Source organism: Salmonella sp. SAL03688, from assembly GCF_046551895.1.
In the GTDB taxonomy this organism is placed as follows: domain Bacteria; phylum Pseudomonadota; class Gammaproteobacteria; order Enterobacterales; family Enterobacteriaceae; genus Salmonella; species Salmonella enterica.
In genome coordinates this window covers 155,183-170,567 of the sequence record NZ_JBGDVI010000003.1, presented here as the reverse complement: position 1 = coordinate 170,567, position 15,385 = coordinate 155,183, and the positions used below count along the sequence as shown (strand labels likewise).

Annotated in this window: 11 protein-coding genes and 3 pseudogenes; 10 read left to right on the top strand and 4 right to left on the bottom strand. The window is 51.9% G+C overall.

All coding sequences use genetic code 11. From position 1 onward, the window contains the following. Window positions 1–5: 5 nt before the first annotated feature. On the bottom strand, window positions 6–1,655 hold the full coding sequence (locus tag ACLJR2_RS04270; protein WP_000934257.1) for an alpha,alpha-trehalase: 1,650 nt from the start codon (window positions 1,653–1,655) through the stop codon (window positions 6–8). Window positions 1,656–1,980: 325 nt separating this feature from the next. On the opposite strand from ACLJR2_RS04270, the gene ACLJR2_RS04265 reads away from it, so the two are divergent. From ACLJR2_RS04265 to ACLJR2_RS04235, 7 genes and pseudogenes are all read left to right on the top strand, one after another. Beyond that, on the top strand, window positions 1,981–2,700 hold the full coding sequence (locus tag ACLJR2_RS04265) for a GntR family transcriptional regulator (protein WP_000572565.1): 720 nt from the start codon (window positions 1,981–1,983) through the stop codon (window positions 2,698–2,700). 175 nt (window positions 2,701–2,875) lie between these two features. Beyond that, window positions 2,876–3,853, top strand: a complete 978-nt coding sequence (gene fraB / locus ACLJR2_RS04260) for a 6-phosphofructose-aspartate deglycase (RefSeq protein ID WP_015633161.1) — start codon at window positions 2,876–2,878, stop codon at window positions 3,851–3,853. A 63-nt stretch (window positions 3,854–3,916) separates the two neighbouring features. Beyond that, window positions 3,917–4,762 carry a fructose-aspartate kinase gene (gene fraD, locus ACLJR2_RS04255; RefSeq protein WP_000028438.1) on the top strand — a complete coding sequence of 282 codons (846 nt, stop codon included), beginning with the start codon at window positions 3,917–3,919 and terminating at the stop codon, window positions 4,760–4,762. A gap of 53 nt (window positions 4,763–4,815) precedes the next feature. After that, the gene (locus ACLJR2_RS04250; RefSeq protein ID WP_000498935.1) at window positions 4,816–6,135 is read left to right on the top strand and encodes an anaerobic C4-dicarboxylate transporter family protein; all 1,320 of its coding nucleotides are present in this window, start codon (window positions 4,816–4,818) and stop codon (window positions 6,133–6,135) included. Window positions 6,136–6,193: 58 nt separating this feature from the next. Beyond that, window positions 6,194–6,565, top strand: a pseudogene (gene fraE, locus ACLJR2_RS04245) (fructose-asparagine asparaginase); the annotation flags it as partial. A 148-nt stretch (window positions 6,566–6,713) separates the two neighbouring features. After that, window positions 6,714–6,794: pseudogene (locus ACLJR2_RS04240) on the top strand (asparaginase domain-containing protein); the annotation flags it as partial. Continuing rightward, window positions 6,787–6,918 (top strand): annotated as a pseudogene (locus ACLJR2_RS04235) (L-asparaginase); the annotation flags it as partial. The pseudogenes ACLJR2_RS04240 and ACLJR2_RS04235, both read left to right, overlap by 8 nt. Window positions 6,919–6,964: 46 nt before the next feature. Here the strand turns inward: ACLJR2_RS04235 and gorA are convergent. Together gorA and ACLJR2_RS04225 are read right to left on the bottom strand one after the other, a co-directional pair. Beyond that, complete coding sequence (gene gorA / locus ACLJR2_RS04230; protein WP_000160780.1) at window positions 6,965–8,317, bottom strand: glutathione-disulfide reductase; 1,353 nt, start codon at window positions 8,315–8,317, stop codon at window positions 6,965–6,967. Between the two features lie 104 nt (window positions 8,318–8,421). Next, window positions 8,422–9,264 (bottom strand): 23S rRNA (adenine(2030)-N(6))-methyltransferase RlmJ, encoded by an 843-nt coding sequence (locus ACLJR2_RS04225; RefSeq protein ID WP_000954233.1) that lies wholly within the window; start codon window positions 9,262–9,264, stop codon window positions 8,422–8,424. Window positions 9,265–9,887: 623 nt separating this feature from the next. Here ACLJR2_RS04225 and ACLJR2_RS04220 point away from each other — a divergent pair. From ACLJR2_RS04220 to rsmJ, 3 genes are all read left to right on the top strand, one after another. Beyond that, complete coding sequence (locus tag ACLJR2_RS04220) at window positions 9,888–10,541, top strand: hypothetical protein (protein ID WP_000469190.1); 654 nt, start codon at window positions 9,888–9,890, stop codon at window positions 10,539–10,541. Between the two features lie 162 nt (window positions 10,542–10,703). Continuing rightward, window positions 10,704–12,746, top strand: coding sequence for an oligopeptidase A (gene prlC / locus ACLJR2_RS04215; protein ID WP_000184176.1), 2,043 nt, complete (start codon window positions 10,704–10,706; stop codon window positions 12,744–12,746). Between the two features lie 6 nt (window positions 12,747–12,752). Continuing rightward, window positions 12,753–13,511, top strand: coding sequence for a 16S rRNA (guanine(1516)-N(2))-methyltransferase RsmJ (gene rsmJ / locus ACLJR2_RS04210; protein ID WP_001165134.1), 759 nt, complete (start codon window positions 12,753–12,755; stop codon window positions 13,509–13,511). 91 nt (window positions 13,512–13,602) lie between these two features. Here the strand turns inward: rsmJ and dtpB are convergent, their stop codons facing one another. Then, entirely contained in the window at window positions 13,603–15,075 is a 1,473-nt protein-coding gene (gene dtpB, locus ACLJR2_RS04205; protein WP_001098270.1) for a dipeptide/tripeptide permease DtpB, read from the bottom strand. Window positions 15,076–15,385 lie beyond the last annotated feature (310 nt).

Below are 15,385 nucleotides of genomic sequence, written 5' to 3'. Positions count from 1 at the left end.
GCAGGTTAAGGCTCTCCGTAAAGGCCAATCAGGCGGCGCACCACGCCATTGGTCCAGCCGAACCCATCCTGTAGCGGATACTCGCCCCCGCCGCCTTCACGGGGCGTACCGCCGGAAATATGGTATTTCTCGATCAGTTTATGGTGCTCCTGATAAAAATGGTTCACCGTTTTTAACCAGTTATGGGCGATTTCATCGCCCAGCATATCGTCGCCATACCGTTTGAAGCCCTGGATCGCCATCCATTGCAGCGGTGCCCAGCCGTTCGGTTTATCCCACTGTTCGCCGGTTTCGTATTCGGTCGCCATAATCCCGCCGGGCGTTAACAGACGGCTGCGTACCACATTTGCCAGACGGTCGGCCTGCTCATGGTTCGCCATACCGACATACAGCGGCACGATACTGGCAGCGGAAAAGAGCGCCATTTCTTCGCGTCGCCAGTCATAGTCCCGATAACAGCCGTTTTCATCATCCCACAGATAATGGTTTACGGCGGCGCGTCGATCGCTGGCTTTCTGGCGAAATAGCGCCTCGGTGTCACGTTCGCCTTTCAGCGCTGAAATATTGGCGATAGCGCTCTCCAGTTTATACAGAAAAGCATTCAAATCGATAGGGATAAACTGGGTCGTACGTATGCTGGCAAGCCGGCCCGCATCGCGTAGCCAGCGTGAAGAATAGTCCCAGCCGGACGCCGCCCCGGCGCGCAAATCCCGGTAGACTTCATTGGGCGGACGACCAGAATGTTTTGCAGTTTCGACATCTTCCAGCCAGGACTCGTCGCGCGGCGTGTCGCGATCGTCCCAGTAGCGGTTCAGCAGGGAACCGTCCGGCATCCGCACAACGTGGCGATAAGCCTGGTTGAGCGCCAGCGATTCGGCGCCGTCCATCCAGAAGGCGTATTCCATTTTGAGATGGTCGAGATAACGCCGCGCGCCGCGCACGCCATCTTCTTCGAACAGTTCAACCATCAGGGCGAAAACCGGCGGCTGCGAGCGGCTCAGATAATAGGTCCGGTTGCCGTTGGGAATATGGCCATAGTTTTCAATCATCCAGGCGAAATTATCCGCCATACATTTAAGTAAATCTTCGCGCCCGCTTTCCGCCAGACCCAGCATGGTAAAATAAGAGTCCCAATAATAGGTTTCGCTAAAACGGCCTCCCGGCACGATATAGGATTGCGGCAGCGCCAGCAGCGAAGACCACGGAATATGATCCTGCGGTTCGCGCGTCAGTATCGGCCAAAGCTGGTCAATATGTTCTTTGAGCGAGTTTTCGGGGTTAGAGACATACTCGCTGGATAAGGTTTCCGGTAGCCAGAAATGGTTCTCGACGAAGCGGCGTAAGTCAAAATCACGGTGGCGTCTGACCTTACGGTAGCGGATCAGGATATCAAGCGGGTCCATCTTCGGCGCGCAGTCCGGGAACGTTTTACTGTCTGGAAACAGTTTTGTTGACTGTACATGCTCGAACAGTTCGAGATACCGATCGGCAGGGGTCAGGGCGTCAGAGGCGGGAAGCCCCTCGATCATCTCCGGCTCCGGCTCCGCCTCGATCATTTCATCCAGCTTTAACTCGCACGGGTCTGTTTCATAAAGCAGATCGACATCAATAGTCAGATCTTCAGAAGGCGTGGGGTTTAATTTCTGGTTGAGCATAATGACAAGGACCTCCGGCTTGCGTCGTAAAAGATACGGGTGTTGCCCGGCTGTCTATTAAGCGTAGACATTCGCTTCGATACCTGAGTGGCAAAGTGTGCGATAGATCACATTTTGCAATTTGTCTCTCAAGAAAAACACTTCATAACTTACTGAATAGTATTGCGAAAATCCTATTTTCATGACGCCCGCCCCAGACCTAAAATCAGAACATTCGTTTCATAGCGGTATCACTACGTCGTCGCATGGCGTGGATTCACAAGCAAAGGTAACGTAAATAGTTATAATACAAGCTATGGCATCATGATAATACAAATGGATACAAATGATCGAGCAACCCGACAGTAAAAGCGCCAAACCGCTTTATAAGCAGCTTGAAGCCGCCTTAAAAGAGGCCATTGCGCGTGGAGAGTATAAACCAGGCCAGCAGATCCCGACGGAAAATGAACTGAGCGCGCGCTGGCAGGTGAGCAGGGTCACGGTCCGTAAGGCGTTGGATGCGCTGACGCGTGAAAATTTGCTGACCCGTGTCTCCGGCAAAGGCACCTTTGTCTCTGGTGAGAAATTTCAGCGCAGTATGACCGGCATCATGAGTTTCAGCGAGTTATGCCAGTCCCAGGGACGTCGCCCGGGGTCACGCACTATCAAATCCGTTTTTGAATCGGTAGACGATGAGACAAAAGCGTTACTGAATATGAACGATGGCGAAAAAGCGGTCGTCATTGAACGTATCCGCTATGCCGACGATGTGGCGGTATCGCTGGAAACCGTACATCTTCCCCCACGTTTTGCGTTTTTGCTGGACGAAGATCTTAATAATCACTCTTTGTATGAATGCTTACGCGAGAAACACCACTTATGGTTTACCCACTCCCGTAAGATGATCGAACTGGTTTATGCCAGCTTTGAAGTCGCCCATTATCTTGGCGTCAACGAGGGTTATCCGCTGATCCTGATAAAAAGTGAAATGATTGATAACAAAGGAGAACTCTCCTGCGTTTCGCAACAGTTGATTGTCGGCGATAAAATACGGTTTACCGTATGATGTCAGCATTACGCTAACGAAGAGCAGGCTGAATCGGGATCCAGATCGCGGATCCCGATTTTTTTTGGTTTCCATCTTGATAAAATGTCTTTAAATGTCATATAAAAATAATAATACATTATGAGTCATTTATGGCGAATCCTCGCCTGTATCATTGATGGAACCAGAGGAAAGCATGATGGGTATGAAAGAGACAGTTAGCAATATTGTGACCAGCCAGGCAGAGAAAGGAGGCATTAAACACGTCTATTATGTGGCGTGCGGCGGTTCTTATGCGGCGTTCTATCCGGCGAAAGCATTTTTAGAAAAAGAAGCGAAAGCGTTGACTGTCGGTCTGTATAACAGCGGAGAATTTATTAACAACCCGCCGGTAGCGCTGGGAGAAAATGCCGTTGTGGTTGTCGCCTCTCACAAAGGTAATACGCCAGAGACAATTAAAGCGGCTGAAATCGCCCGTCAGCACGGCGCGCCGGTCATTGGTTTAACCTGGATAATGGATTCACCGTTGGTGGCGCATTGCGACTATGTGGAAACGTACACGTTTGGCGACGGTAAAGATATTGCCGGAGAGAAAACGATGAAAGGCCTGCTGAGTGCGGTCGAACTGCTCCAGCAGACGGAAGGGTATGCGCACTACGACGATTTTCAGGATGGCGTCAGCAAAATCAACCGTATCGTCTGGCGCGCTTGCGAGCAGGTTGCGGAGCGTGCGCAGGCGTTCGCGCAGGAATATAAAGACGATAAAGTCATTTACACCGTCGCCAGCGGCGCGGGCTATGGCGCAGCCTACCTACAGAGCATCTGTATCTTTATGGAAATGCAATGGATACATTCCGCCTGTATTCATAGCGGTGAGTTTTTCCACGGGCCGTTTGAAATTACCGATGCGAATACGCCTTTCTTCTTCCAGTTTTCCGAGGGCAATACGCGGACGGTGGATGAACGCGCGTTAAACTTCCTGAAAAAATATGGCCGCCGGATTGAAGTTGTCGATGCGAAAGAGCTGGGGCTATCGACCATTAAAACCACGGTTATTGATTACTTTAACCACTCTCTCTTTAATAACGTTTATCCCGTTTACAATCGGGCGTTAGCTGAGGAGCGTCAGCATCCGTTAACGACGCGCCGCTATATGTGGAAAGTGGAATATTAATTACATCAGGATGGATAAAAAAGCAGGGACGCTTTTTATTGTAAAGACAAACAAGGAATAATGATGAGCATCAGCGTATTGGGTATTGGCGACAACGTTGTCGATAAATACCTGCATTCCGGCATCATGTACCCCGGCGGTAATGCATTAAATTTTGCTGTCTATGCGAAATTAGCAGACATCCCCAGCGCGTTTATGGGGGCGTTTGGCAATGACGACGCCGCGCAGCACGTACAGAATGTATTACACCAGCTACAGATAGACATCTCTCACAGCCGCCATTATACCGGCGAAAATGGGTATGCCTGTATCCGTCTCTCGCATGGTGATCGACAATTTGTCGCCAGCAACAAAAACGGCGTATTGCGGGAACATCCTTTTAGTCTGTCTGACGACGATCTTCGCTATATATCACAATTTACCTTAGTCCATTCCAGTATTAACGGCCACCTGGAATCGGAACTGGAGAAAATTAAACAACAAACCGTCTTACTCTCTTTTGATTTTTCCGGGCGCGGTACAGACGACTATTTTGAAAAGGTATGCCCGTGGGTAGATTATGGATTTGTCTCCTGTAGCGGGTTATCGCCAGATGAAATCAAAATAAAACTCAATAAACTTTATCGTTATGGCTGTCGGCATATTATTGCCACCTGCGGGCATGAAAAAGTTTATTATTTTTCCGGCGCGGATTATCTGGAGTGGCAACCTGCTTATATCGAACCTGTCGATACGCTGGGCGCAGGCGACGCCTTCTTAACCGGTTTTTTGCTTTCCATTTTGCAATCGGGTATGGCGGAACCCGATAAAGAAAGCGTGTTACGCGCCATGCGGCAGGGCGGGAAATCGGCGGCGCAGGTGTTATCTCATTACGGCGCATTTGGTTTTGGTAAACCGTTTGCACAATAGGTTACGTCCCTCAATGTAAAGCGACACTCACTCCAGATAACCCAGGAGGAAGTATGTTTTGGACGGAATTATGTTTTATCCTGGTGGCCCTGATGATAGGCGCCAGGATCGGCGGCGTATTTTTAGGGATGGTCGGCGGGTTAGGCGTCGGCGTGATGGTTTTTATTTTTGGCCTGACGCCTTCTACGCCACCGATTGATGTTATTCTGATTATTCTTTCTGTTGTCCTGGCGGCCGCTTCTTTACAGGCCTCCGGCGGGCTGGATTTACTGGTCAAACTGGCGGAAAAAATTCTGCGTCGCCACCCGCGTTACATTACGTTATTAGCGCCGTTTATCTGTTATATCTTCACTTTTATGTCAGGAACGGGGCATGTCGTTTATAGCTTGTTACCGGTTATTTCTGAAGTCGCACGGGATTCTGGTATTCGACCGGAACGTCCTTTATCTATTTCCGTTATCGCATCGCAACAGGCGATCACCGCCAGTCCTATATCTGCCGCCATGGCGGCGATGATTGGTTTAATGGCGCCGTTGGGCGTCTCTATTTCAACCATTATGATGATTTGCGTGCCCGCCACGTTAATCGGCGTAGCGATGGGGGCAATAGCGACCTTTAATAAAGGAAAAGAGTTAAAAGACGATCCGGAATATCAACGTCGGCTTGCTGAAGGGTTAATTAAACCTGCGCAGAAAGAAAGTAAAAATACGGTGGTCACTTCGCGCGCCAAATTGTCGGTGGCGTTATTTCTGACCAGCGCGATCGTTATCGTTCTGTTAGGACTGATTCCGGCGCTGCGGCCCATGGTGGAGACAGCGAAAGGGCTACAACCGCTTTCGATGTCCGCCGCTATCCAGATTACGATGCTCTCTTTTGCCTGCCTGATTGTGTTGTTATGCCGGCCGCAGGTCGATCAAATTATCAGCGGTACGGTATTTCGGGCAGGCGCGCTGGCGATTGTCTGCGCCTTCGGCCTGGCCTGGATGAGTGAGACGTTCGTGAATGGTCATATCGCGTTGATTAAGGCAGAAGTGCAAACTCTATTGCAACAGCATACCTGGCTTATCGCCATTATGATGTTTTTCGTGTCCGCTATGGTCAGCAGCCAGGCGGCAACGACGTTAATTCTGTTGCCGCTGGGGCTGGCGTTAGGGTTGCCCGCTTATGCGTTAATCGGCTCCTGGCCTGCCGTTAACGGCTATTTCTTTATTCCGGTGGCAGGGCAGTGTCTGGCGGCGCTGGCGTTTGACGATACCGGTACGACGCGTATTGGCAAATATGTGCTTAACCATAGTTTTATGCGTCCGGGATTAGTTAACGTGATTGTCTCGGTCATTGTCGGGCTGTTAATAGGAAAAATGGTTCTGGCCTGATTGTTATTAAATTTTTTATAGCACACGTCACTTATTATTTTTAATTCAGAGGAAGAAAATGAAAATTAGAGTTTTCATGGCCACCGTGTTGCTGCTCATCAGCCACTGTGTATTTAGCACAACGTCACTACCGCATATTGTTATTCTCGCGACAGGCGGTACTATCGCCGGGACGGCAGCCAATAATACGCAAACCGCCGGATATAAATCTGGTGAACTTGGCGTGCAAACATTAATAAATGCCGTGCCGGAAATGAATAATATCGCTCGCGTTGACGGCGAGCAGGTGGCGAATATTGGTAGCGAAAATATGACCAGCGATATCATCCTGAAACTTTCACAGAAGGTGAATGCGTTATTGGCGCGGGACGATGTTGACGGTGTGGTTATTACTCATGGCACTGACACGCTCGATGAAACCGCCTACTTTCTTAGAGCCTATCCCATTAGGGCTATTTTACTTGCCATTTTGGTCCTGGGCAGTGCTCAAAATCCTCACGTACTACGTGTACGCTCCGGTTTTTGCGCGCTGTCCGTGTCCAAACTGGCTGCGCCAATAACGCCTACTGGGATAGGCTCTTAATTTGACCGTGAAAAGCGACAAACCGGTGGTGTTTACCGCTGCAATGCGGCCCGCGTCGGCAATCAGCGCCGATGGCGCAAGGGCAGCCTGGACTGGTGTCTGACTCGCTCAACCCGGCGAAGGCGCGAGTGTTGCTGATGACGGCATTAACTCAGACGCGTAATCCGGAACTGATCCAGAGTTATTTCAGTACGTATTAATCATGCAGGCTTGTGCGCCCACCCTTGAAGATGGGCGTACAAGATATTAACGCATGGTCACAAACTCTTCCGATGCGGTCGGGTGAATGGCGACGGTATTATCGAAGTCTTTCTTGGTAGCGCCCATCTTCAGCGCTACCGCGAAGCCCTGCAACATTTCATCCATGCCGAAGCCGATACCGTGGATACCCACAATTTTTTCTTCCGGCCCGACGCAGACCAGCTTCATACGGCACGGCTGGCGGTGCGTCGTCACCGCGGTATACATAGCGGTAAACGATGATTTATAGACTTTCACCTGCTCGTCGCCGTACTGCTCGCGCGCCTGCGGCTCGCTTAACCCGACGGTGCCGATAGGCGGATGGCTAAAGACCACGGTCGGGATGTTGCTGTAGTCCAGATGCTCGTCCGGCTTGTTGTTAAACAGGCGTTCGGAGAGACGGCGACCGGCGGCGACGGCGACTGGCGTTAACTCCACTGCGCCGGTGTTATCGCCAACGGCGTAAATGCCTTCTACGTTCGTGTTCTGCCATTTATCAACGATGATGTAACCTTTTTCATTGGTTTTCACGCCCGCTGCCGCCAGATTAATATTGTCGGTCGACGGTTCGCGACCAATGGCCCAGATCAGGCAATCAACGGTTTCACTGCGGCCATCTTCCAGTTCCAGAGTCAGACTGCCGTCGGCGTTTTTCACTACCGCTTTCGGCACGGCGTGAGTATGCAGTTGCGGGCCTTCGGCGTTCATCACCTCAACCAGCGTTTCGCTAATCATCGGGTCAAAACTGCGCAGCGGCGCATGTTTACGGACAAACAGATGCGTTTTCGCCCCCAGCGCGTTGATAACGCCAGCCAGTTCAACGGCGATATAACCTGCGCCTACCACCGCGACGCGCTCCGGCAAGGCCGACAGCGCAAAGAAACCGTCGGAATCAATGCCGTATTCCACGCCTGGAATGCTCGGATGGCTCGGACGGCCGCCGGTAGCGATCAAAATATGGTCGGCGGTGATGGTTTCGCCGTTCACTTCAATGGTTTTGGCATCGACAAAGCGGGCAAAGCCTTTAATCACATCCACGTTATTTTTGCCCAGCACGTTGTCGTATGAAGTATGGATGCGGTCAATATACGCGGTACGGCTGGCAATCAGCTTGCTCCAGTCGAACTGATTAATCGTGGTGTCAAAACCGTAGTCCGGGCCATACAGATGAATCGCTTCACGAATCTGCGCGGCATGCCACATCACTTTCTTCGGCACGCAGCCCACGTTAACACAGGTGCCGCCCAGCTCTTTGGCTTCGATGAGCGCGCATTTCTGGCCGTACATAGCGGCGCGGTTAATCGAGGCGATACCGCCGCTGCCGCCGCCGATAGCGATGTAATCATAGTGTTTGGTCATGACCGCTCCTTTATGTTCGTTGTCGGACGGATAGATTCTGCGCTACCCGCCAAAATATTCGCGATTGTATACCTGAAGGTGAAAGGTTCCACCGATGGCTGTGATTACTCCGGCACGATCCAGCTTACCGAAGTGTGTCCGTGACCGTTTGGCGCCAACCTGCTGTGCAGCCACGGTAGCACGTTGTTCATCTGCTGCTCCAGTTTCCACGGCGGGTTAACCACGATCATACCGGACGCCGTCATCCCGCGCTGATCGCTGTCCGGGCGGATCGCCAGCTCAATTTGCAGGATTTTACGGATGCCGGTGGCCTCCAGATCATGAATCATGCGCTTAATTTGCTGGCGGAGCACCACCGGATACCATAGCGCGTATGTCCCGGTGGCGAAACGTTTATAACCCTCGCTGATGCCGCTGACTACCGCCTGGTAGTCGGTTTTCATTTCATAAGGCGGGTCAATGAGGATCAGACCGCGGCGGGAAACCGGCGGTAATTTGGCTTTCAGTTGCTGATAGCCGTCAGCGCGTTCCACACGGGCGCGGTTGTCTTTTTGAAACTCCGCGCGCAACAGTGGGAAGTCGCTGGGATGCAATTCCGTGAGTTGCAGACTGTCCTGCTCACGCAGCAACTGGCGGGCGATTAACGGGGAGCCCGGGTAGTAGCGTAACTGCCCGCTGCGGTTGAAATGTTTTACGACGCTAATATACGGTTCCAGTTCGGCGGGCAGATCGTCCTGCTGCCAGATACGGGCGATGCCTTCCAGATACTCTCCGGTACGTTCAGCATGTTCGCTGCCCAACTGATAACGCCCCGCGCCCGCGTGCGTGTCCAGATAGAGAAACGGTTTTTCTTTCTCTTTTAGCGACTCGATGATCAGGCTCTGAACGGTATGTTTAAGGACGTCGGCGTGGTTGCCAGCGTGAAAGCTGTGACGATAACTGAGCATGGATGCAGATATTCCGGGAAGTAAACAAGTTAGCCGATAGTTTACCGCAGATCCGTAGAGATTACCGCTCTTGCGCTTTTATCGCCGTTGGCCAGGAGGAAAAACAAGTAGGCTGTGGCGTCAGAGCGTAAATAACGTCAACGAAGACTTCATAGAGGTACTGCATGTCAAAGTAGTAATCCGCGTTATAGCCGCGAGAGCTGCCAAATTTTCGCAGCAGCAGCGAAGAAGATGAAATTAATTTACGGCCATCTTGCAGATGCTTACTCCGACGGAAAATTTTTCGCCCAGGGAAAATAAAGAAAACAATAAATATCAGTACAATAACCTATAATAACGTGGTCATATACAATCCTTGTATTCCAGAAACGAAAAAGTTGAGAATATTATACATGGGCAGTTTGCGCAAAAATGACAGCGATTGATGCCACGGCCCTGTTTTCAGAAAAACGCCCATGAAAAGCCTATCTGAATTTAACGCTAATTATGCCGCGACGCGTCCACCGACTTACCCCTGCCGGGTCTTATTCTGAAATCGTTTTTATTATGATGATAGTGCTGGTTTTACCTTGTTTAATTGATTAAAATGATAGCGCTAATAATAGAAAAGAAAGGATTCATTGATGTTCCATTATGGAAAATGTGTCGTTCGCACGCTGTTTTTATTACTGGTTTGCTGTTCGCTGTCGGGCTGTCTTTCATTTGGGCTGATACTTGCCACCGATAAAGATGGCAATCGTCATCAGTCTACCTGGAAATCGGATACCGTTACCGCGCTTTCCTTAGGTAAAGATAGCAACGGGAAAACGGGCTGGGTGTTTGTTGGCGAACATTTTGACTACCTGTTGACCCAGGGCGGCGATAATGTGGTGGCGCTGTTAAAAGATGCGACTATTCGCCGGGATAAAATGCGAGTAAAGGATGGTGTTAAATTCCTGATTGATACAGATAAGAAGGAGTTTACGGGGGAAGTCAATGTGACTTACGCCTGGGTGGACGAGAAAGATAAACTGGCGGCGGTAGGCTATGGGTTTATTTGTGCAGACGGCGCGGTAAATTGCACGCTATCCGTCATGGACCTGAAGGGGACTATCCATCAGAAAAATAAAGATCAGAGCGTTACTCAGCAGCTAGCGTTTTACCATCCTTTCACCGTTGAGTTCTATCAGTATCAGCGCAGTATGTCCGGGGCAAAATTTGGCAGAGTGTTGCTGCCGGTAACTTTGGCGCTGGATATTGTCACTATGCCGCTACAGCTACTGATCTTCAGTCGTTAAAATTGGATTCAGCAGCAATGCCTACGTTCGGATGCTGGCGTTGCTGCACGGGTGAAATGAGCGCCCACCATCATTGAAATTCCCCCAACTATCCCCCATTCTAGATCCATAGCGAAAGCGCGATAGAGCGCTTCATTTCTTTTTTAGACCAGGACTGCGCATATGACCAATCCATTACTAACGTCTTTTTCACTGCCGCCTTTTTCTGCAATTAAACCGGAGCATGTGGTGCCTGCGGTCACCAAAGCGTTGGCCGATTGCCGGGCAGCGGTAGAAGGCGTTGTGGCGCATGGCGCGCCGTATAGCTGGGAAAACCTCTGCCAGCCGTTGGCGGAAGCCGACGATGTTCTGGGGCGTATTTTCTCGCCAATTAGCCACTTAAACTCGGTGAAAAATAGTCCGGAGCTGCGTGAAGCCTACGAACAGACGCTGCCGCTGCTGTCTGAATACAGCACCTGGGTTGGGCAACATGAAGGACTGTACAACGCGTACCGCGACCTGCGCGACGGCGATCATTACGCCACTCTGAATACCGCGCAGAAGAAAGCGGTCGATAACGCGCTGCGTGATTTTGAACTGTCCGGCATCGGTCTGCCGAAAGAGAAACAGCAGCGTTACGGCGAAATCGCCACTCGCCTGTCTGAGCTGGGCAACCAGTACAGCAATAATGTGCTCGATGCCACCATGGGCTGGACGAAGCTCATCACCGACGAAGCCGAACTGGCGGGAATGCCGGAAAGCGCGCTCGCCGCCGCTAAAGCCCAGGCGGAAGCCAAAGAGCAGGAAGGTTACCTGCTGACCCTGGATATCCCGAGCTATCTGCCGGTCATGACCTACTGCGACAACCAGGCGTTGCGCGAAGAGATGTATCGCGCCTATTCCACTCGCGCCTCCGACCAGGGGCCGAACGCCGGTAAGTGGGATAACAGCCCGGTGATGGAAGAAATTCTTGCGCTGCGCCATGAACTGGCGCAACTGCTGGGCTTCGAAAATTATGCCCATGAATCGCTGGCCACCAAAATGGCGGAAAATCCGCAGCAGGTGCTCGATTTCTTAACCGATCTGGCGAAACGCGCCCGCCCGCAGGGGGAGAAAGAGTTGGCCCAGCTGCGCGCCTTCGCCAAAGCCGAATTTGGCGTTGAGGAGCTGCAACCGTGGGATATCGCGTACTACAGTGAAAAGCAAAAACAGCACCTGTACAGCATCAGCGATGAGCAGCTACGTCCGTACTTCCCGGAAGACAAAGCCGTGAATGGCCTGTTTGAAGTGGTGAAACGTATTTACGGCATCACCGCCAAAGAGCGTACTGACGTTGATGTCTGGCACCCGGAAGTGCGTTTCTTTGAACTGTATGACGAAAATAACGAGCTGCGCGGCAGCTTCTACCTTGACCTGTACGCACGCGAACACAAACGCGGCGGGGCGTGGATGGACGACTGTGTCGGCCAGATGCGTAAAGCGGACGGCACATTGCAAAAGCCGGTCGCTTATCTGACCTGTAATTTCAACCGTCCGGTGAACGGTAAACCCGCTCTGTTTACCCATGACGAAGTGATCACCCTGTTCCACGAGTTTGGTCATGGCCTGCATCATATGCTGACCCGCATTGAGACCGCCGGGGTCTCCGGTATCAGCGGCGTGCCGTGGGACGCGGTCGAACTGCCAAGCCAGTTTATGGAAAACTGGTGCTGGGAGCCGGAAGCGCTGGCGTTTATCTCCGGCCACTATGAGACCGGCGAACCGTTGCCGAAGGAGCTGCTGGATAAAATGCTGGCGGCGAAAAACTATCAGGCGGCGCTGTTTATTCTGCGTCAGCTGGAGTTCGGTCTGTTTGATTTCCGTCTGCATGCGGAATTTAACCCGCAGCAAGGAGCGAAAATTCTTGAGACGCTCTTTGAAATCAAAAAACAGGTCGCCGTGGTGCCGTCACCGACATGGGGCCGCTTCCCACATGCGTTCAGCCATATCTTTGCTGGCGGCTATGCGGCAGGCTACTACAGCTATCTGTGGGCCGACGTACTGGCAGCGGACGCTTATTCCCGCTTTGAGGAGGAAGGCATTTTCAACCGTGAGACCGGTCAGTCGTTCCTTGATAACATCCTGACTCGCGGTGGTTCTGAAGAGCCGATGGAACTCTTTAAACGCTTCCGTGGCCGTGAACCACAACTGGACGCGATGCTGGAGCATTACGGGATTAAAGGCTGATTTTACGTGCAAATCTGCTTAATGGATGAAACGGGCGCCACAGACGGCGCCTTATCTGTTCTGGCTGCCCGCTGGGGACTGGAGCATGACGAAGACAACCCGATGGCGCTGGTGATGACGCCGCAACATCTGGAGCTGCGCAAGCGCGACGAACCGAAACTCGGCGGCATTTTCGTCGATTTTGTCGGCGGGGCGATGGCGCACCGGCGCAAGTTTGGCGGCGGGCGCGGCGAAGCGGTGGCGAAAGCCGTCGGTATCAAAGGCGATTATCTGCCGGATGTGGTCGATGCCACGGCGGGGCTGGGGCGCGATGCGTTTGTGCTGGCGTCCGTCGGTTGCCGCGTGCGGATGCTGGAGCGTAATCCGGTGGTCGCCGCGTTGCTCGATGACGGTCTGACGCGCGGCTACGCCGATGCGGATATTGGCGGCTGGCTTCAGGAGCGTTTGCAGTTGATTCATGCTTCCAGCCTGACGGCGTTAACCGATATCACGCCGCGCCCGCAGGTGGTCTACCTCGATCCGATGTTTCCTCACCGGCAGAAAAGCGCGCTGGTGAAGAAAGAGATGCGGGTGTTTCAGTCGTTGGTGGGGCCGGATCTCGACGCCGACGGACTGCTGGAGCCGGCGCGTCAGTTGGCGACCAAACGCGTGGTGGTTAAACGTCCCGATTATGCGCCGCCGCTGGCGGATGTCGCGACGCCCAACGCCATCGTTACCAAAGGGCATCGGTTTGATATTTATGCCGGAACCCCTCTGACGGAGTAACGGATTGCCCGATGGCGTTGCGCTTATCGGGCCTACGATTCTCAATTATTTGTAGGCCGGATAAGGCGTAAGCCGCATCCGGCACTGAGTATTACTGTTCGGTACCTGGCGTATTAATCATTCGGTTTAACCACGGCACCATAATGGCCATCACCACGGTGACCGCCAGTGTTACCAGACCAATTTTGCTAAAGACGCCGGTATAAATGGGCAGCGTCTGCAACGGATCGGTGATGTTTTCCGGTACGGCAGTGAAGGTCGCCACATAACCGCCGAGCAGGAAGGCGGCGGCCTGGGTCAGGAACCACATTCCCAGAATAAAGCCCATCAGATGCTGCGGCACCAGAGCGGCGACCATTGCCAGTCCCAGCGCGCTAATCAGCAGCTCGCCCAGACTCTGGAACAGATACACCAGCACGATAAACCACGGCGACGTCAATCCTTGCGCATCGGCAAACCACATCCCGGCGGCGGCGGCGGTCAGAAAACCCAGCGCGCAGAGGAACATGCCGAGCGTAAACTTCATCGGCATAGTCAGATCTTTGCCTTTGCTACCCAGTCGGGTGTAAATCGCTGCCAGTACCGGACTGGCCACGACCACCCAGAATGGGTTCAGCGCCTGAAAACTCACCGGGTTAATGGCGAATCCAAGAATTTCATGATGCACGTTATTAATCGCAAAGAAGTTCAGCGAGGTAGGCATCTGCGCATACAGAATGTAAAACAGCACGGCTTCAATCATCAGAATAAACGCCACGAACATTTTATTGCGGCCGGTTTTATCCAGACGAAACGCTTCGCGAAAGAAGAAAATAGTGACGACGATAGAAAGGATGATGAGCACCAGATTGGCAATCTTAACGTTGTGCATCAGCCAGGCGCAGAGGAAAATCATGACGACGGTGCCGAGTAGTACCAGCAGCAAATTGCGAAAACGTAGCGGTTTATGATCCGGTTCAGAACCGATATTTTTCACCATGCCACGGCAGGCGAAGTACACCAGAAGCGCAACAATTAAACCAGCGCCGCACAGATTATAGGTCACCGCATAGCCAAATTTATCGGCAATCACCGGCGCCAGCGATAGCGATAACAAAGAACCGATGTTAATCGACATATAAAACAGGGTGAAAGCGCCATCCAGCCGGGGATCTTTAGGCTGATAGCATTTAGAGAGCAGGCTGGCGGGATTGGCTTTAAATAACCCGTTGCCCACGGCAATCGTACCCAGTGCGATAAAAATCAGATCGGGATTTAATAGCGACATGCCGGTCATAAAATAGCCAATCGCCAGCACAATTGCGCCCAGGACCAGGGTGCGTTTAGTCCCTAACAGATGGTCGCCAACATAGCCGCCGATGGAGATCAGGCCATAAACCAGCGCCGCAAAAGCGCCAAAGGTAATAAAGGCCTGTTCCTGAGAAAAACCCAATTGTTTAACGAAAAAGACCGCCAGGATGCCCTGGACGCCGTAATAGCCAAATCGTTCCCATAATTCTACAAAAAAGATCATGAAAAATGGACGAGGTTGCTGCAGCAAGCCCGTAGGTGCAGTTGTATTCATATTCCTTCGCCTTTTAATGCCATCCCGAAACGTATGAGCGCGTATATCAAAACGCGCCGAAAAGACTTACCCTGATATAGACTGCGGTTATTAGCCTGATCAATAGGTTATTATACAAATGATACGCAAACTAATTAGTGGATCACACTAATTATGTTTGGTGTGATGGAATGATGTACTGAGTACTGCGAAGAAGGGGGGATAAACAAAACGCCCACATAAGCGGGCGTTGTTGTTGATAGCCGGAATTTGCCTGATGGTTCAGGCCAACCTGATTGACTATAGACCAGATGCGGTCTTAGCCGCCAGC

Excerpts from the sequence above, each read along its gene's own strand:
- ACLJR2_RS04270 (WP_000934257.1), bottom strand. The coding sequence starts at position 1,655 with ATGCTCAACCAGAAATTAAACCCCACGCCTTCTGAAGATCTGACTATT.
- ACLJR2_RS04265 (WP_000572565.1), top strand. The coding sequence starts at position 1,981 with ATGATCGAGCAACCCGACAGTAAAAGCGCCAAACCGCTTTATAAGCAG.
- fraB (WP_015633161.1), top strand. The coding sequence starts at position 2,876 with ATGATGGGTATGAAAGAGACAGTTAGCAATATTGTGACCAGCCAGGCA.
- fraD (WP_000028438.1), top strand. The coding sequence starts at position 3,917 with ATGAGCATCAGCGTATTGGGTATTGGCGACAACGTTGTCGATAAATAC.
- ACLJR2_RS04250 (WP_000498935.1), top strand. The coding sequence starts at position 4,816 with ATGTTTTGGACGGAATTATGTTTTATCCTGGTGGCCCTGATGATAGGC.
- gorA (WP_000160780.1), bottom strand. The coding sequence starts at position 8,317 with ATGACCAAACACTATGATTACATCGCTATCGGCGGCGGCAGCGGCGGT.
- ACLJR2_RS04225 (WP_000954233.1), bottom strand. The coding sequence starts at position 9,264 with ATGCTCAGTTATCGTCACAGCTTTCACGCTGGCAACCACGCCGACGTC.
- ACLJR2_RS04220 (WP_000469190.1), top strand. The coding sequence starts at position 9,888 with ATGTTCCATTATGGAAAATGTGTCGTTCGCACGCTGTTTTTATTACTG.
- prlC (WP_000184176.1), top strand. The coding sequence starts at position 10,704 with ATGACCAATCCATTACTAACGTCTTTTTCACTGCCGCCTTTTTCTGCA.
- dtpB (WP_001098270.1), bottom strand. The coding sequence starts at position 15,075 with ATGAATACAACTGCACCTACGGGCTTGCTGCAGCAACCTCGTCCATTT.